The following is a 16,765-nucleotide window of genomic DNA, read 5'->3' on the forward strand; positions in this document are numbered from 1 at the left end:
TCAAGGAACAGATGGATGAAATTCTGGATGATGGTGTGGCTGGTCATTGCCACCAGCGCAATGGCCGCACCACGAGAACAACGCCCGGCAGGGGATTTTGATTTTTATGTGTTGTCACTGTCGTGGTCGCCCACGTTCTGCCTGACGCACCCGAGCAACGAGCAATGCACGGGTAAAGGCTACGGCTTTGTATTGCACGGGTTATGGCCGCAGTATGCCCGAGGCGGGTGGCCGGCGTCGTGTGACCCGCAATCGCGGCTGTCGGCCGAAGACATCGCCAAGGGCGCGCTGATGTTTCCCACCCAGGCATTGCTCAAGCATGAGTGGGCCAAACACGGTACGTGCAGCGGCCTGGGACCCACGCGTTACCTGGACGCCACCGACGCGGCGCTGGCCACGGTGCAGATCCCGCAGCAACTGCAGCCATTCAATGTGCCCAATTACCTTGAAGCACGGGACATCGAACAGTTGTTCCGCCAGAGCAACCCCGCCATGGGCGATCACAGCATGGCGGTGATCTGCAAGGGCAAGGTGCTGTCCGAAGTGCGCGTGTGCCTGAGCAAGGAACTGCGCTTTGCCGGCTGCCCCAAAAGTGTGAAAACCCAGTGTCGCGGCGGTGATATTCGTATTCCGGTTCAGCGCTGATCCGGCGTCTGGAGCGCGTGCAACGCAATGGTTGCCGCGGCGTTGGCCGTTGGCGCCCCGGCGCGATCTGCCAGGTAACGTGCTGGCGGCTGGCCTACCGCCTTGCGGAACATGGTGATGAAGCCGCTGGCGTTCTCGTAGCCCAGGTCCAGAGCGACCCGCTGCACACTGTCGCCCCTGGCCAGGCGTTGCAGTGACAGGATCACATGCAACTGCCGGCGCCAGCGGCCGAAACTCAAGCCAAATTCTTCCAGCAACAGGCGCGTCATGCTGCGCTCGCTCATGCCGATGCGCATGGCCCATTGGCCGAGCGTGGCCTTGTCGCCGGGGTCGGCCAGCAGGCTGTCGGCCAGGCGCCGCAAGCGCGGATCCCGGGGCATCGGCAGGTGCAGGTCCTCGATGGGCGCCTGGGCCAGCTCGTCCAGCAGTGTGCGGATCAGGCGCCCCTGTGCGCCGTCCTCGTCATACAGTTGCGGGAAGCTTACGGCCTTGCTGATCAGTTCATGCAACAGGCCGGACACCGACAGCGTGCAACATTGCGCGGGCAGGGCGCCGGCGGCGTCCGGGTCGATCAACAGGCAATACACCTCCGCTTCGCCGGAACCGCGCGCCGCATGGGGCAGGCCGCCGGGAATCCACAGCGCGCACTGGGGCGGCACGATCCAGATGCCAGCCTCGATCTGGCAATGAATCACCCCGCGCAGGGTGTACATCAGCTGCCCTTTGCGATGGGAATGCGGGGCATGCTCCCAGCTCTCGGACGTGCTGGTGGCGTTCACGGCCACCACGGCGCGCGGGAGCAGGTCGGCGTCCCTGACTCTGGCGGGATCACGATGATCAAGGCGGTGGCGTTGCATGACGGCTTCACGTTTTGGCTGAATTGCGAAACATTCTGGCTATTCTGTGCAATGCCGTCCAGCGGGTTGAGCCTTATGATGAGATTCACTCTCATCAAAGGCTACTCAAGGGGCTTTGCCATGCGACTCGACAGTTCAACATTCCCAGTGGTGAAAATCGTCTTCGATGCACCCAACGAGGGCGGGCCGGAAGATGCCTTCCTGACCTTCGAAAGCCTGCTGGCCCGCCAGCAATCCTTCGTGCTGCTGCACGAGAAATCCGTGGATGAAAACAACCACGAGCACTCCCACGAGGAGCGCAAGCACGCGTCGATCTGGATGAAGAAAAACAAACAGGCGCTGCGCACCTACGTCAAAGGCATGATTCAGGTGGAGCCCAGCGCCGCGCAACGCTTGGCGCTCAAGCCGTTTGCCGCGATGTTCGGCAAGGCCTGGGGCTACCCGCTGCTGGTGGTGGAATCCAGGGAAAGCGCCTGGGCACTGGCGCGGGATGTGCTGGATGAGCGGGTGTCGGATGTGGCGCACTTCTAACCGCTCCTACAGGGGGATATGGCTCAGTCCACGCAGATCGCCCGCCCCAGCTTGCCTTTCTCCACCGTCGCCGAGCAGCCGAAGTGGCTGTTATCCACCTGGCAGGTGCCGCTGATCGGTGTGGTGCCTGTTTGCGTGGTCACGCTGGTCTGGCACTCACCCTCGCACTGGCTCGAATCGGTGCACGCCTTGCCCGCGTCCCTGTACGGCGTGATGCACTTCCAGGTCTGCAACTTGCCGACTTGCTTCATCGTGCCGCCGCCGGCCAGGCATGTTGACGCAGCGGAGTCTTGGGCGGGGGGCGTGGTGGGTGTGGTCGTGGTGCAAGCCGATACCAACAGCAGGGCGGCCAGGCCGATCATCAATTTCATGCAAAAGTCCTCATGGAATAAGCGCAACGGTGCAGTGTACGGGCATTTGGACTACTTTGATTGACGAGCGATCCCTACCCGGTACTGGCCATGCGCACGTTATGGAAGCGGTATATGGCGTTGTTGGAAAACGATCTGAGCACGCAGATCTTCGACAACGTGAAAAACTTGCTGGTGTGTGCACTGCTGTTTGCGGCGGGGACGAATACGTTGCTGGGTCAGCGTGACTTGTTTATCGGGGTGTTTGCCTCCAGCGTGGCCGGCTGGGGCCTGATCATCCTGTCGACGCTGTTGATGCTCCTGAATATCAGCGACGGTATTCGCCGGCTCGCCAAGCTGCGTTATCACCTGGCGCTGCAGTTATTGTTGATCCTTGTCTACCTGGTGATCGCCGAACGGGTGGTCGAGATTGTGTGGGGCTTTCGGGCGCATTGAAGTATCCTCCGCGACCCGTTTGCCAGCGATTCAAACACAGATGACAGGACAAGACATGCAGGCGATGCTCTCGTCGATCCTCGACGAAGTGCGCCCCCTGATCGGCCTCGGCAAAGTCGCCGACTACATCCCCGCACTTGCCGATGTGCCCGCCAACCAACTCGGCATCGCCGTTTACGGCAACGATGGTGCGGCCTACTGCGCCGGTGATGCCGATACGCTGTTCTCGGTGCAGAGCATCTCCAAAGTGTTCAGCCTGGTGCAGGCCATCGACCACGGCGGCGAAACCATCTGGGAACGCCTGGGCCACGAACCTTCGGGGCAGCCGTTCAACTCCATGGTGCAACTGGAGTTCGAACGCGGCCGCCCGCGTAATCCGTTCATCAATGCCGGCGCGCTAGTGATCTGCGACATCAACCAATCGCGCTTCGCCGTGCCGATTTTGTCGATGCGCGACTTTGTGCGGCGTCTGTCCGGCAACCCGCAGATCCTGGTCAACAGCGTCGTCGCCGAGTCCGAAGCCCAACACGGCGCGCGCAACGCGGCCATGGCCTACCTGATGAAGTCGTTCGGCAACTTTCACAACGATGTCGATGCGGTGCTGCACAGCTATTTCAATTATTGCGCGCTGCAAATGAGCTGCCTGGATTTGGCCCGGGCCTTCAGTTTCCTGGCCAACGAAGGCGAGAGCGCCCACAGCGGCGAGCAGGTCCTCACCGCGCGCCAGACCAAGCAGGTCAACTCGATCATGGCCACCAGCGGGCTCTATGATGAAGCGGGAAATTTTGCCTATCGCGTGGGGTTGCCGGGCAAGAGCGGGGTAGGCGGCGGGATTGTCGCCGTGGTGCCGGGGCAGTTTACGGTGTGCGTGTGGTCACCGGAGTTGAACGCGGCGGGGAACTCGCTGGCGGGGATGAAGGCATTGGAGTTGTTGAGTGAGCGGATTGGGTGGTCGGTGTTTTAGATCGCGTCGGATGGCAGCACTCAGGCCGCTCAGGCATAGATGGGTAAACGTCCAACTTTGTGGGGTCAGTTCACTCTGCGTGGGAGCGAACTCTCTCCCCCTGTGGCGGGGACCTGTTCAGTATCTGCGTTGCTTCATTTTGAACGTCTCTTCGGCATCGGAAAAATCATGCTGACCTCTCCCTGATACTCGCGATACCTGTCTCCAAACAACACCGTCAGATCCTTCTCTTCAAAGTAGGTGCCGATAAAGAGATAGACCGTCAGCCCCATCGCAAACTGTAAATGACCGACCGTCATGTCCGGCGTAGCCCAAAAGGCAATCAGGAACCCAAGATACAGCGGGTGACGAATGATCTTATAGAGCAGCGGGGTCCTGAACACTGGCGCGTGTTGCGCTGTGTCGCGCCAGCGGTCAATCGCTTGCTTGAGCCCGAAGAGTTCGAAGTGGCTGATCAACAGCGTCGCCAATAACACAATGGCCCACCCCGCCCAGAACAGCCCCGTTATCAAAGCCCTCGCCCAGGCTGTTTCGATATGCCATACCTGATAGGTGATGGGGTGCCACAGCCAGAACATCACCCCCAGTACCAGACTGCTGAACAACACATAGGTGGAGCGTTCAGCCGCCGTCGGAATGAGTGCAGTCAACCTGCTCTTGAAGCGTTTACGCGCCATGACGCTGTGCTGTAGACCAAACAGGATGATCAGCAAACCGTTGATCAACGTTGCCAGAGGCCAGTCGATAAGTCGCCCCGCGTTGATGTTCTTGGGCACCACGACGCTGCCCAAGAACCCCATCAGGTATAAAAAGGTGAGTAGGAAAACCACGTAGCAAGCGATGCTGTACACCAACCCGACCAAGCGCGCGGGGAGGCTGTCGGCGTGTGTTTGTGGGTTCATGGACGATTCCTTTCGCACATGGTAAAGGCGTGAGCCAGACGAGGATTGAGTTCGACTGGCTCAGGCTAGCAGGGTGCGTCGGTTCAGTAACCTGTGAGTGTTGACAGCTCTTTAGAGTGTTTAGCGATTCAAACGATGTTCAACCGGTCCAACAGGCTATACCACGCCACCCCCGCCCCGATGTAGAAACGCTGCAACCCATGCATCGGTAGCCGTTGCAACGGTGTCACCGGGTAGGCGAACTCCGCCTGGCTGTCACACAACTTGCCCGCCAACTGTTGCCCCAGGCTGGTACACAGTGCGATCCCGCGCCCATTGCAGCCCAGTGCCAACGTTAAACCCGGCGCGGGCTGGTGAACGTGGGGCATGAAGTCCCGCGTGATCGCGATACGTCCGGCCCAGCGATACTCGAACTGCAGTGGCCCCAACTGCGGAAACAGCAGCGCCAGCGAGCGTTCCAGGTGGGCGAAATCTGTCGGTGAAGTGGGGTCGTTGAACAGTCCGCGGCCGCCCATCAACAAGCGCCCATGGCTGTCCTTGCGAAAGTACAGCAGCAGCCTTTGCGCGGTGGAGACGGTTTCCTGGCCCGGCAGGATGCGCTCGGCGACGCTGCCACTCAACGGTGTGGTAGCGACGATAAAGCTGTTTGCCGCAAGGACGCTCTGCGCCATGCCCGGCCACAGGTTGCCGCTGTAGCCGTTGGTGGCCAGCACGACTTGATCGGCCATGACCCGTGCACCCGAAGCCGTCTGCAATTGCCAGCCCGCTCCCTGGCGCCGCAAGTCTGTCACCGCGCTCTGCCCATGAATGCGTACACCCGCCGCCAATGCCGCGCCCACCAATCCACGGGCATACGCCAACGGTTGAATCGCCCCTGCACGACCATCCAGCCAGCCGCCGGCAAATGCGTCACTGCCCATGCGTGACGCCACCGTCGACGCATCCAGACGCTGCACCGGCACACCGCGCCGCGCCCACTGATCCGCTCGCGCGTGCAGCCCGGCGACGCCTTTTTCGGTGTATGACACCTGCATCCAGCCCTTGCGTACCGGCGCGCAATCAATGCCGTGCTTTTCGATCAGCTTGAACACCAGGTCTGCTGAACTCGACACGGTCGAGATCAACGGTTCGGCGCGCTCCGGCCCGAACATCTGCACCAGTTGCTCGGGGTCGTATTTGAGCGTGGGATTGACCTGCCCACCATTGCGTCCAGATGCCCCCCAGCCGGGCTCATTGGCTTCCAGCACGCACACGCTGACACCACGCTCGGCCAAGTGCAGTGCGGTCGACAAACCGGTGTATCCCGCCCCGACAATCGCCACATCCACCTTCACCGACTCCCTCAACGCAGGTGTCGGCACCACCGAGGGCGCCGTCGCGGACCACAATGACTTCATGACAGGCTCCGCGTATCGCCAGTGGGGTGCAGCACCCGCCGCAGGAAATCCTGGGTACGCGGATGCTGCGGATTGCCCAGCACCTGTTCCGCCGCACCACTTTCGACGATGTAACCGCCATGCAGGAAACACACGCGGTCGGCGACTTCGCGGGCAAAGCCCATTTCGTGGGTGACCACAATCATGGTCATGCCTTCGTCGGCCAGGGTGCGCATCACCGCCAGCACATCGCCCACCAGTTCCGGGTCGAGGGCGGAGGTGGGTTCGTCGAACAACATGGCGTCGGGTTTCATCGCCAAGGCGCGGGCGATGGCCACGCGTTGTTGCTGGCCGCCGGAGAGTTGCTCCGGGTAAGCATCGGCCTTGGCGCTCAGGCCGACCTTTTCCAGCAACACCAGGGCTTCTTCGCGGGCTTGCGTGGGCGGTTCGCCTTTGACGTAAACCGGGCCTTCCATCACGTTTTCCAGTACGGTGCGATGGGGGAACAGGTTGAAGCGCTGGAACACCATGCCCATGCGGCTGCGCAGGGCGTGCACGGTCTTGCTGCCGCGCTGCACGGTTTCGCCGAACACGGTGATCACGCCGCCGTCGTAGGCTTCCAGTGCATTGATGCAGCGCAGCAGGGTGGATTTGCCCGAGCCCGAGGGGCCGATCAGGCACACCACTTCGCCCTTGGCCACGTTCAGGTCGACACCGTGCAGTACGCGGTGGCTGCCGTAGTGTTTGTGCAGTTGGTGAATGTTGATCATGCTTTTTTCCTCCGACCCAGGTGTTGTTCCATGCGGCGCAGGCCATACACCAGCGGCAGGCTCATCAGCAGGTAGAGCAGGGCGACCAGGGTGTAGACGGTCATGTTCTGGAAGGTCGACGAGGCGATCAGCTGGCCCTGTCGGGTCATCTCGGCCACGGTGATGGTCGACACCAGGGACGAGTCCTTGAGCATCATCACCAGGGTGTTGCCGTAGGGCGGCAGAGCGATGCGAAACGCTTGTGGCAGGATCACCCGGCGCATCATCAGCGCCGAGCGCATCCCCAAGGCTTCGGCAGCTTCGCGCTGGCCTTGTTCGACGGCAATGATGCCGGTACGGAAGTTCTCGGCCTGGTACGCCGAGTAGGCGATGCCCATGCCGATCACACCCGCATAGAACGCGGTGAGGTGTACGCCCATGTCGGGCAGTACGAAGTAGATGTAGAACAGCTGCACAATGATTGGCAGGCCACGGATCACGTTGATGATGGTGCTGGCCGTCCACGACAGTGCACGAATCGGCGACAGCTTGATCAGCGCCAGTACCAACCCGAGCGCACTGCTGAGCAGGAACGACAGCACGGTGATCTGGATCGTCACCCAGGCGCCTTGCAGCAGGATCGGCAGGAAGTCCAGGGCGTTTTGCAGGAACTCAGCCGGCTTCATGGGCGCACCTGGGTATCAAGTCCCCACTTCTTGAGGATGCTGTCGAGGGTGCCGTCAGCCTTGATGCTGGCGATGGCGGTGTTCAGGCGCTCCAGGGTTTGTGCATCGCCCTTGCGCACCACCAGGCAGACTTCGCCGACGTTGCTGGGCGTGTAGTCAGGAGCGAGCTTCACGCCTTTGAACAGCTTCTGGCGAATCTGGTAGGCCACCACTGGCTGGTCGCCCACAGCGGCCTTGATGCGGCCCAGGGAGAGGTCGCGGACCATCTCGCCGATGGAATCGTAGGTGCGGATCTCCTTGAAGATGCCGAGCTTGTTCAGCTGGTCATAGAAGATCGTGCCGGCCTGCACGCCGACTACCTGATCCTTGAGTGGCATGAGATCAGGGTAAGCGGCGTTGTCGTCGGCATTGATGATCAGGCCTTCACCGTACGCGTAAACCGGGGCGCTGAAGTCGACGACCTTGGTGCGTTCTTCGGTCTTGAGCATGCCGGCGGAAATGAAGTCGAGCTTGCCGGAGGTGAGGGAGGGGATCAGCGCGGCGAAGTTGGTCTGCTCGATCTGGCTGGTGAAACCGCCGGCCTTGCCTACGGCTTCAGCGACATCAACCATCACGCCCTGAATGCTGTTGCTCTTGATGTCGAGGAAGGTAAACGGCGAACCACTGGCCGTTGCACCGACTTTGTAAGAGGACGCACTTTCTGCGTGCACGGCGGTAACGCAGAACGTGGCACAGAGGCCGAAGGCAAGGCGGCGAAACAAGGGCGAAAGACTGTTCATCGGGTTACTCCAGAAGGAAAACGGAAAGTCAGTACCGCAAGCGGCTGCCGATGAAATCGCAAGCTCTGTGCCATTTCGATTAATAAAAATCGTATATCGCTACACAAAATTGAAAAAATGAAGCAGTCGTATCGATATGCGATATTAGATGGTCTATTTTTGTAATTTAAGGTAGAAATATCGCCACGCCTGATCGACCTGACCACGAGTACGCCATGTCCGAAGATCGCAACAGTCTGCACAACCAATCCCTGGAAAAAGGCCTGTCGGTGCTCAAGGCATTCAGCGCACAGCGCCGCAGCATGAGCCTTGCGGAGGTGGCCGAGGCCGCCGGCATGACCAAAAGTTCGGCCCAGCGCATGGTATTTACGCTCGAAAGCCTGGGTTACCTTCGGAAACACTCGCGCACACGGCATTACCAACTCACACCTCGGGTGTTGGAGTTGGGCTTCAGCTATCTGGATGCGCATTCGTTGATCGAGGTGGCCAACCCGTTTTTATCGGAACTGACGCGATTGACCGGCGAGACGTCGTGCCTTACCGAGCCTGCGGGCTACGACATGACCTACATCGCACGCTTCGTCAGCTCGGGTTTCGTGCCGGTGCACATGCCGATTGGCTCGCGGGTACCGATGTACTGCACGGCGTCGGGGCGGGCGTATTTGAGCGCGTTGCCGCAGGAGGAGGCGTTGGTGTTGATCGAGAACAGCCAGCGCATTGCGCATACCAGCCAGACATTGACCGAGGTCGACAGGATTCTGGAGTCGTTGCAGCAAGTGCGCGAGCAGGGCTATGCGGTAAATGGCCAGGAGCTGTTCCTGGGCGACATGACCATCGGCGCGCCGGTACTGGGTGCCAATGGCCGGCCGGTGGCAGCGGTGCATGTGGTGGCGCCGACCAGTCGGTGGAGCAGGGCGGATGCGCAGAAGCAACTGGCGCCGGCGTTGTTGCAGTGTTCGCGGGCGCTGAGCAATTCAGCGCGGAACCTCGAATAACCGACAACCTCTGTAGGCGCTCGCGAAAAACCAACAGGCACCGCGTGCATCCAGAATGCCTGCGTCTTCGTTGATGTTCTTCGCGAGCAGGCTCGCTCCTACAGTAGGGTGGGTTGGCATCAAAAAAAATGCGCCCCTCAGGGCGCATTTTTTGTTCGGTCAACGATTGCCTATTCAGGCAATTGCATCCCAGGCACGATCACCGTGCTCGTCTTTGATCCGCGTCGGCAAGCCCATCACGTCCAGCGCTTTCAGGAACGGCTCGGCTGGCAGTTCCTCGACGTTGGCCATGTGCTTCACATCCCATTCGCCACGGGCGACCAGCAGCGCAGCGGCCACCGGTGGTACGCCTGCGGTGTAGGAGATGCCCTGGCTGTCGGTTTCGGCAAAGGCTTCTTCATGGCACGCCACGTTGTAGATGAACAACTCGCGTGGCTGGCCATTCTTGGTGCCCTTGACCAGGTCTCCAATGCAGGTTTTGCCGGTGTAGCCCGGTGCGAGCGAAGACGGGTCGGGCAGCACGGCCTTGACCAGTTTAAGCGGCACGACTTCCAGGCCTTCGGCGGTGGTGACCGGCTTTTCGGAGAGCAGGCCGAGGTTCTTCAGTACGGTGAACACGTTGATGTAGTGTTCGCCGAAACTCATCCAGAAACGCACGTTGGGCACGTCGAGGTTTTTCGACAGCGAGTGCACTTCATCGTGGCCGGTGAGGTAAAGGTTCTGCGAACCGACTACCGGCAGGTCGTCGGTGCGTTTGACTTCGAACATGGTGTTGCTGGTCCACTGGCTGTTCTGCCAGCTCCACACCTGTCCGGTGAACTCGCGGAAGTTGATTTCCGGGTCGAAATTGGTGGCGAAGTATTTGCCGTGGGAGCCGGCATTGACGTCGAGAATGTCGATCGAATCAATGCGGTCGAAATGCTGTTGCTGCGCCAGCGCGGCATACGCGTTGACGACACCCGGGTCGAAGCCCACGCCAAGGATGGCGGTGATGTTCTTCTGTTTGCACTCTTCCAGGTGGTTCCACTCGTAGTTGCCGTACCACGGCGGGGTCTCGCAGACCTTGCCCGGCTCTTCGTGGATGGCGGTGTCGAGGTACGCAACGCCGGTGTCGATGCAGGCCCGCAGGACCGACATGTTGAGGAACGCGGAACCGACGTTGATGACGATCTGCGATTCGGTCTCGCGGATCAGGGCCTTGGTCGCTTCCACGTCCAGGGCGTTCAGCGCGAAGGCTTGGATATCGGCGGGAACCTTGAGGCTACCCTTGGCCTTGACGCTGTCGATGATGGCCTGGCATTTGGAGATGTTGCGCGACGCGATAGCAATACGACCGAGTTCGTCGTTGTGCTGCGCGCACTTGTGGGCCACCACCTTGGCGACACCTCCTGCACCAATGATAAGAACGTTCTTTTTCAATTGCTTTATCTCTCCTTTATCCGCCAGCTTACGAAAGGCTGGACAGGTAGTCGTCGTAACCAAATTCACGAACCACTTCGACAGTACCGTCGAGTTGTTTCACTACGATGGACGGCATTTTCAGGCCGTTGAACCAGTTTTTCTTGACCATGGTGTAGCCTGCGGTGTCGATGAACGACAGCCGATCGCCGATGGCCAGCGGACGATCAAATTGATACTCGCCGAAAATGTCCCCGGCCAGGCAGGATTTGCCGCACACCATGTAAGTGTGTTCGCCATCGCTCGGTGCCAGCTTGGCATTGAGGCGATAGATCAGCAGGTCCAGCAGGTGGGCTTCGATGGAGCTGTCTACCACGGCGAGGTTCTTGCCGTTGTAGAGGGTGTCGAGCACGGTGACTTCCAGGGAGGCACTGTTGGTGATCGCCGCTTCGCCGGGTTCCAGGTACACCTGCACGCCGTACTGTTCGGAGAACGCTTTCAGGCGCGCGCAGAACGCGTCCACCGCGTAGTCTTCCCCAGTGAAGTGGATGCCGCCGCCGAGGCTGACCCACTCGACCTTGTGCAGCAGCGCGCCGAAGCGTTCTTCGATCACGCCCAGCATCTTGTCGAACAGGCTGAAGTCGCCGTTCTCGCAGTTGTTGTGGAACATGAAGCCGGAGATCTGCTCGATCACACCTTCGATCTTCACCGGGTCCCATTCGCCCAGGCGGCTGAATGGACGCGCTGGGTCGGCCAGCAGGTAGTCGGAACTGCTCACCTGAGGGTTCACGCGCAGGCCACGGGTCTTGCCTTCGGAACGTTCGGCAAAACGCTGCAGCTGGCTGATGGAGTTGAAGATGATCTTGTCGCAGTTATCCAGCATCTCTTCGATTTCATCGTCGGCCCAGGCCACGCTGTAGGCGTGCGCCTCGCCTTCGAACTTCTGGCGACCGAGCTTGAGCTCATACAGCGACGACGACGTGGTGCCGTCCATGTATTGCTGCATCAGGTCGAACACCGACCAGGTGGCAAAGCACTTGAGCGCCAGCAACGCCTTGGCGCCGGACTGCTCGCGCACGTAAGCAATCTTCTGCATGTTGACCAGAAGCTTCTGTTTATCGATGAGGTAGTACGGCGTTTTGATCATTTTTGAGAGCCTGCGGCGGTGCCTGCCAAAAAAGGACACGCATTGTGCCCGCACTTGGATCGAATCGAAAGGTTAGTGGGCGGATTTTGCGTGCCCGATTTTTCCAGACTAGCCCAGGAGTATGACTGTCTATGGATAGACACCGGCCCACATTTGGACCGCTGTTCATCCTGCTGCAGGGTATGTGCTGTCATCAAACCGTAACCCTCCCACCACCGTCCTGCCATATTCCCCCGCTAGTGTCCTCGCCAATGAGATCGATCTCAAGCGAGTGACAATGACTGACCTGAAAGACGTAGCACGGCTGGCTGGGGTATCCCGCGCCACCGCCGCCCGTACCTTTGCTTCCCCTGACCAGGTGCGCCCGACCACCCGTGAGCAGGTGTTCGCCGCCGCCCGTGAGCTGGGCTTTCGCCCCAATCTGCTGGGCCGCCAACTGCGCCTGCAAACCACCCAGTTGATCGGGGTGGTGGTGCCCAACTTGCTCAACCCGGTATTCGCTGAACAGTTCCAGGCCATGGAACGTGCGGCGCGGGCGCGCGGCTACAGCCTGTTGCTGGCGACCACCGACTACAGCAGCGAACGCGAGTGCAGTGTGGTCGAAGAGCTACTGCGCCAGCGTGTCGACGGCCTGGTGCTGACGGTGACCGATGCCGAAAGCAACAGCGTGCTCAGCAGCCTTAACACCGAACAGACCCCGTTCGTGCTGGCCTACCACCAACCGAGCAACCCCAACTACAGCGCCGTATCGGTCGACAACCGCGCCGGCATGGCATTGGCTACCCGTTATCTGCTGGATGCGGGCCATCGACGCATCAGTATGGTCGCCGGCCCCGCGTTGCAGTCCGACCGTGCCCGCCTGCGCTACGCCGGTTATTGCGATGCCATGCTCGAATACAGCCTTGAGCCCCGCTCAGTGATCGAAATGCCGGCCCACACCCAGGCCGAATTCGCCGCCATCCAACCCGTTCTCCAAGGTGCTGATGCGCCCACCGCGCTGGTGTGTTCCAACGACTTTCTGGCAATCAGCCTGATCGCCGAACTGCGCCGTAACGCCTGGAACGTGCCCGAACAACTCTCGGTGATGGGTTTCGACGGCATCAGCCTCGGCACTCAGATGCACCCGACCCTGTGCAGCGTGGTGCAGCCCATCGCCTTGCTGGCCAGCACCGTAATTGACCAACTGCTGGCGCAAATCGCCGGCAATGCCCCGACGTCCCATTGCCTGCCTTGCCATATCCGGCCGGGCGACAGTACTCAACCCCACGAGGAAACCCACGATGCGCGCACTCAGTAAAACCCTGGCAGCCGTGCTGCTCTGCGGTGCGGCCAGCCTGGCCCAGGCCGCCGACACTGCAATCTGCTACAACTGCCCGCCGGATTGGGCCGACTGGGGCACCCAACTTCAGGCCATCGCCGCCAGCACCGGTGTGCAAGTGCCGCTGGACAACAAGAACTCCGGCCAGTCCCTGGCACAGTTGGTGGCGGAAAAAGCCGCACCGGTGGCGGACGTCGTTTACTACGGCGTGACCTTCGGCCTGCAGGCGCAAAAAGCTGAAGTGGTCGACACTTACAAACCCAAGGCCTGGGACCAGATTCCTGCAGGTTTGAAAGACCCCGCCGGCCATTGGTTCGCGATCCATTCCGGCACCTTGGGCATTATGGTCAACGTCGATGCGCTCGGTGGTTTGCCGGTGCCGCACAGTTGGGCTGACCTGCTCAAGCCGGAATACAAAGGCATGGTTGGTTACCTCGACCCGTCCAGCGCCTTTGTCGGCTACGTCTCGGCAGTGGCGATCAACCGCGCCATGGGCGGCGACCTGGACAACTTTGCGCCGGCCATCGACTACTTCCAAAAGCTCGCGAAAAACATGCCCATCGTGCCCAAGCAAACGGCCTATGCGCGCGTGCTGTCCGGTGAGTTGCCGATCCTGGTGGACTACGACTTCAACGCTTACCGCGCGCGCTACAAGGACAAGGCCAACGTCGCCTTCGTGATCCCGGAAGAAGGCAGTATCAGCGTGCCCTATGTGATGAGCCTGGTGGCTAACGCGCCGCACCGCGCCAATGCGCAAAAGGTCCTCGATTTCGTGCTGTCGGACGAAGGCCAGGCACTCTGGGCCAAGGCCTACCTGCGCCCGGTGCGCCCGATGAAAATGCCGGCTGACGTAGCTGCACAGTTCCTGCCCGACAGCGACTACGCCCGCGCCGGGGTGGTGGACTACGAAAAAATGGCCGCCGTGCAGGAAGCCTTCGCCGCCCGTTACCTGAACGAGGTCAAGTAAGTGGCAGCATCGTCAAGACATGCGGCCTGGGCGCTGGCCCCGGCCTTTGCGGTGCTGCTCGCGTTCTGGCTGTTGCCGCTGGCGCACTTGGTGGTGCTCGGTGCCGACAGCCGCGACAGCAACGGCAGCGGGTACTGGCAGGTGCTCAGCAGTGCGCAGTACTTGGGCAGCCTTGGGCAAACGTTGGTCCTGGCCGTGGTGATAACGCTGGTTGCGTTGGTGATTGGCGGCATCAGCGGGGTATTCCTCGCCCGGCAGCAGTTTTTCGGGCGCTCGGCGTTGGTGGCATTGCTCACCTTTCCTTTGGCCTTTCCCGGTGTGGTGGTGGGCTTCCTGGTGATTTTGCTGGCTGGCCGACAAGGCCTGCTGGCCTCACTGGGCCTGCAACTGGTCGGCGAGCGCTGGATCTTTGCCTATTCGTTGGCGGGACTGTTTGTGGGCTACCTTTACTTCTCGATTCCACGGGTGATCCTCACGGTGATGGCCGCGTGCGAAAGCCTTGACCGCAGCCTGGAGGAGGCCGCGCATTCCCTCGGCGCCGGGCATTGGCGCGTGGTGTGCGACGTGATCGTGCCGGGCCTGGCGCCCGCGTTGGCGTCCTGCGGCGCGATCTGTTTTGCCACGTCCATGGGGGCCTTCGGCACGGCCTTTACCTTGGGCACGCGACTGAATGTCACCCCGGTGGCGATCTACAACGTATTCACCAACTACGCCAACTTTGCCGTCGCCGCTGCGCTGTCGGTGGTGCTTGGCGTGGTGACCTGGGCGGTGTTGCTGCTCACGCGACGCCTGGTGAAAAACGCGGGAACTGTGCTGTGAAACGCTCATCACTGTTTGTGCTGCAACTGCTGTTCACCTTGCTGGTGTGTGCCTTCATGTTGGTGCCGGTGCTGATGTCTTTGCTGGCCGGCTTGACCCGCAACTTTTTCGTGGGGCTGTCCAGTGGCTTGACCTTTGATTGGTTGATCCAGGTGTGGCAGGCCTATTCGCCCACCGTGTGGTTGTCGCTGCAATTGGCGCTGGCCTGCGCGGTAGGTGTCTGCGTGATCGGCGTGCCGGCGGCCTACGCGCTGGTGCGGATGAACAACCGCTTCAGTCGCGCCTTCGAAGAGTTGATGGTGCTGCCGGTGGCGATGCCGGGGTTGGCCAGTGCGCTGGCCTTGCTGCTCACCTACGGCCAGTTCGGCAGCTTTCGTAGCAGTTGGCTGTTCATCCTGGTTGGCCATGTGCTGTTCACCTTGCCGTTCCTGGTACGCCCGGTGATGGCGGTGATGCAACGCCAGCAACTGCCGCTGCTGGAGGAGGCGGCGGCCAGTCTGGGCGCGGGTCCGATCAAACGCTTTTTCAGCGTGGTGGTGCCCAACTGCCGGGCGGGGATTCTGGCGGGCGTGCTGATGGTGGTGACCTTGTCCCTGGGTGAATTCAACCTGACCTGGATGCTCCACACCCCCATGACCAAGACGCTGCCCGTGGGCCTGGCCGACAGCTATGCCTCGGCGCGCCTGGAAATCGCCAGTGCCTACACCCTGATCTTTTTGCTGATGATCGTGCCGCTGCTGATTGCGTTGCAGGCCATCAGTGCCCGTTTGTCCCGTGGAGAACGTCGATGACCGCTATCACTATCCGCCTGCAAGGCTGTCGCAAGGCGTTCGCCGATGGCACCGTGGCCGTGCATGACTTGAACCTGACCGTCGAGGGCGGCGAAACCCTGGCGATCCTTGGCCCATCCGGCTGTGGCAAAACCACCACGTTGCGCCTGATCGCCGGCCTGGAGCGCCCGGATGTGGGCCAGGTGCTTTTCGGCGATCAGGACGTGACCCGCCTGCCCATCGAGCGCCGCGACGTGGGCATGGTGTTCCAGAACTATGCGCTGTTTCCCAACCTGAACGTGGCGGGCAACATTGTTTATGGCTTGAAGATTCGTGGCATGGGGGGAGTGGAGCGCGAGAAGCGCTGCGAAGAGCTGCTGGAGCTGGTGGGCTTGCAACACCACGGCAAGCGCAGCATCCACGAACTTTCAGGCGGCCAGCGTCAGCGCGTAGCACTTGCCCGCGCCTTGGCGCCACGTCCGAAAGTGCTGTTGCTGGACGAACCGCTGGCGGCCCTCGACGCGCAATTACGTGAGCGCCTGCGCAGCGAACTGAATGACCTGTTGCGCGGTCTTGGCATCACCTCGGTGTTCGTCACCCATGATCAGGGCGAAGCCATGGCCCTGGGCGATCGCATCTTGGTCATGGAGCACGGCCGTGTGGCGCAACTGGCCAGCCCGCGTGACATCTACCACAAACCCGCCAACGCCTTTGTCGCCGGCTTCGTCGGCAACCTCAATGCCTTTCCGGTCATCGAACCGTCGGCCCATGGCTTGAAAGTCTGCGGCGGCGAGTTGCCGTGGCACGCCGCCGAGCTGCCCAGCACAGTCTATTGCCGCCCCGAACACCTGAGGGTGATGGAGGGTGAGGGGCACCTGCACGGCCACCTGCTGGCGCAGTTCTTCCAAGGCGCGCAAAGCCGCCTGCTGGTGGATGTGGGCGGCCCGCAACCGCTGTTGGTCGACAGCAGCGACAACCAGTTGTACGCCGTCGGCGCGCCAATTGCCCTGGCGATTGCGCCGCACATGTTGTTCACCCTGAATGCTTGAGAATCTA

General features: G+C 61.0%; 19 protein-coding genes. 10 read left to right on the forward strand and 9 right to left on the reverse strand.

What is annotated here, in order from left to right:
• The first annotated feature begins 15 nt into the window (after window positions 1-15).
• Window positions 16-645 carry a ribonuclease T2 family protein gene (locus AC4PS7_RS05835; protein ID WP_010209899.1) on the forward strand — a complete coding sequence of 210 codons (630 nt, stop codon included), beginning with the start codon at window positions 16-18 and terminating at the stop codon, window positions 643-645.
• On the opposite strand, the gene AC4PS7_RS05840 is transcribed toward AC4PS7_RS05835, so the two are convergent.
• Window positions 636-1,502: an AraC family transcriptional regulator gene (locus AC4PS7_RS05840; protein ID WP_010209900.1), complete on the reverse strand. Its 867-nt coding sequence runs from the start codon at window positions 1,500-1,502 to the stop codon at window positions 636-638. The genes AC4PS7_RS05835 and AC4PS7_RS05840 overlap by 10 nt on opposite strands.
• A gap of 120 nt (window positions 1,503-1,622) precedes the next feature.
• Between AC4PS7_RS05840 and AC4PS7_RS05845 the strand changes: the two genes are divergently transcribed.
• The gene (locus AC4PS7_RS05845) at window positions 1,623-2,033 is read left to right on the forward strand and encodes a hypothetical protein (RefSeq protein WP_010209901.1); all 411 of its coding nucleotides are present in this window, start codon (window positions 1,623-1,625) and stop codon (window positions 2,031-2,033) included.
• Between the two features lie 23 nt (window positions 2,034-2,056).
• Here AC4PS7_RS05845 and AC4PS7_RS05850 read toward each other — a convergent pair whose 3' ends face one another.
• Window positions 2,057-2,404 (reverse strand): hypothetical protein, encoded by a 348-nt coding sequence (locus AC4PS7_RS05850; RefSeq protein ID WP_010209902.1) that lies wholly within the window; start codon window positions 2,402-2,404, stop codon window positions 2,057-2,059.
• A 90-nt stretch (window positions 2,405-2,494) separates the two neighbouring features.
• On the opposite strand from AC4PS7_RS05850, the gene AC4PS7_RS05855 reads away from it, so the two are divergent.
• Entirely contained in the window at window positions 2,495-2,839 is a 345-nt protein-coding gene (locus AC4PS7_RS05855) for a hypothetical protein (RefSeq protein ID WP_029529123.1), read from the forward strand.
• Between the two features lie 55 nt (window positions 2,840-2,894).
• Complete coding sequence (gene glsB, locus AC4PS7_RS05860) at window positions 2,895-3,803, forward strand: glutaminase B (RefSeq protein ID WP_492179223.1); 909 nt, start codon at window positions 2,895-2,897, stop codon at window positions 3,801-3,803.
• Window positions 3,804-3,937: 134 nt separating this feature from the next.
• Here glsB and mddA read toward each other — a convergent pair whose 3' ends face one another.
• The 5 genes from mddA to AC4PS7_RS05885 all read right to left on the reverse strand — a co-directional run bounded on the left by mddA (window position 3,938) and on the right by AC4PS7_RS05885 (window position 8,295).
• Window positions 3,938-4,705: a methanethiol S-methyltransferase gene (gene mddA, locus AC4PS7_RS05865; RefSeq protein ID WP_010209907.1), complete on the reverse strand. Its 768-nt coding sequence runs from the start codon at window positions 4,703-4,705 to the stop codon at window positions 3,938-3,940.
• A gap of 128 nt (window positions 4,706-4,833) precedes the next feature.
• Entirely contained in the window at window positions 4,834-6,102 is a 1,269-nt protein-coding gene (locus AC4PS7_RS05870) for an NAD(P)/FAD-dependent oxidoreductase (protein WP_021491601.1), read from the reverse strand.
• Window positions 6,099-6,851, reverse strand: a complete 753-nt coding sequence (locus AC4PS7_RS05875) for an amino acid ABC transporter ATP-binding protein (protein ID WP_010209910.1) — start codon at window positions 6,849-6,851, stop codon at window positions 6,099-6,101. The genes AC4PS7_RS05870 and AC4PS7_RS05875 overlap by 4 nt, the downstream gene beginning before the upstream one ends.
• Window positions 6,848-7,516: an amino acid ABC transporter permease gene (locus AC4PS7_RS05880; protein ID WP_010209911.1), complete on the reverse strand. Its 669-nt coding sequence runs from the start codon at window positions 7,514-7,516 to the stop codon at window positions 6,848-6,850. Before AC4PS7_RS05880 ends, AC4PS7_RS05875 begins: the two co-directional genes overlap by 4 nt.
• The gene (locus AC4PS7_RS05885) at window positions 7,513-8,295 is read right to left on the reverse strand and encodes an ABC transporter substrate-binding protein (protein ID WP_010209912.1); all 783 of its coding nucleotides are present in this window, start codon (window positions 8,293-8,295) and stop codon (window positions 7,513-7,515) included. Before AC4PS7_RS05885 ends, AC4PS7_RS05880 begins: the two co-directional genes overlap by 4 nt.
• Window positions 8,296-8,510: 215 nt before the next feature.
• On the opposite strand from AC4PS7_RS05885, the gene AC4PS7_RS05890 reads away from it, so the two are divergent.
• A complete protein-coding gene (locus AC4PS7_RS05890) occupies window positions 8,511-9,290 on the forward strand; it encodes an IclR family transcriptional regulator (RefSeq protein WP_010209913.1) in 780 nt (259 codons plus the stop codon).
• A 174-nt stretch (window positions 9,291-9,464) separates the two neighbouring features.
• Here the strand turns inward: AC4PS7_RS05890 and AC4PS7_RS05895 are convergent, their stop codons facing one another.
• Window positions 9,465-10,709 (reverse strand): saccharopine dehydrogenase family protein, encoded by a 1,245-nt coding sequence (locus tag AC4PS7_RS05895; protein ID WP_010209914.1) that lies wholly within the window; start codon window positions 10,707-10,709, stop codon window positions 9,465-9,467.
• A gap of 28 nt (window positions 10,710-10,737) precedes the next feature.
• Complete coding sequence (locus tag AC4PS7_RS05900) at window positions 10,738-11,835, reverse strand: carboxynorspermidine decarboxylase (RefSeq protein WP_010209915.1); 1,098 nt, start codon at window positions 11,833-11,835, stop codon at window positions 10,738-10,740.
• A 277-nt stretch (window positions 11,836-12,112) separates the two neighbouring features.
• Here AC4PS7_RS05900 and AC4PS7_RS05905 point away from each other — a divergent pair, with 277 nt between their 5' ends.
• The 5 genes from AC4PS7_RS05905 to AC4PS7_RS05925 are packed head-to-tail and all read left to right on the forward strand — an operon-like array spanning window position 12,113 to window position 16,758.
• Window positions 12,113-13,132, forward strand: coding sequence for a LacI family DNA-binding transcriptional regulator (locus AC4PS7_RS05905; protein ID WP_010209917.1), 1,020 nt, complete (start codon window positions 12,113-12,115; stop codon window positions 13,130-13,132).
• Window positions 13,116-14,120 (forward strand): ABC transporter substrate-binding protein, encoded by a 1,005-nt coding sequence (locus tag AC4PS7_RS05910; protein WP_154847134.1) that lies wholly within the window; start codon window positions 13,116-13,118, stop codon window positions 14,118-14,120. The genes AC4PS7_RS05905 and AC4PS7_RS05910 overlap by 17 nt, the downstream gene beginning before the upstream one ends.
• A complete protein-coding gene (locus AC4PS7_RS05915) occupies window positions 14,121-14,939 on the forward strand; it encodes an ABC transporter permease (protein ID WP_492179224.1) in 819 nt (272 codons plus the stop codon).
• Window positions 14,936-15,730 (forward strand): ABC transporter permease, encoded by a 795-nt coding sequence (locus tag AC4PS7_RS05920; RefSeq protein ID WP_010209920.1) that lies wholly within the window; start codon window positions 14,936-14,938, stop codon window positions 15,728-15,730. Before AC4PS7_RS05915 ends, AC4PS7_RS05920 begins: the two co-directional genes overlap by 4 nt.
• Window positions 15,727-16,758, forward strand: a complete 1,032-nt coding sequence (locus AC4PS7_RS05925) for an ABC transporter ATP-binding protein (protein WP_010209921.1) — start codon at window positions 15,727-15,729, stop codon at window positions 16,756-16,758. Before AC4PS7_RS05920 ends, AC4PS7_RS05925 begins: the two co-directional genes overlap by 4 nt.
• The last annotated feature ends 7 nt before the right edge of the window (window positions 16,759-16,765 follow it).

It is taken from the genome of Pseudomonas sp. DW-iso3 (assembly GCF_058725305.1).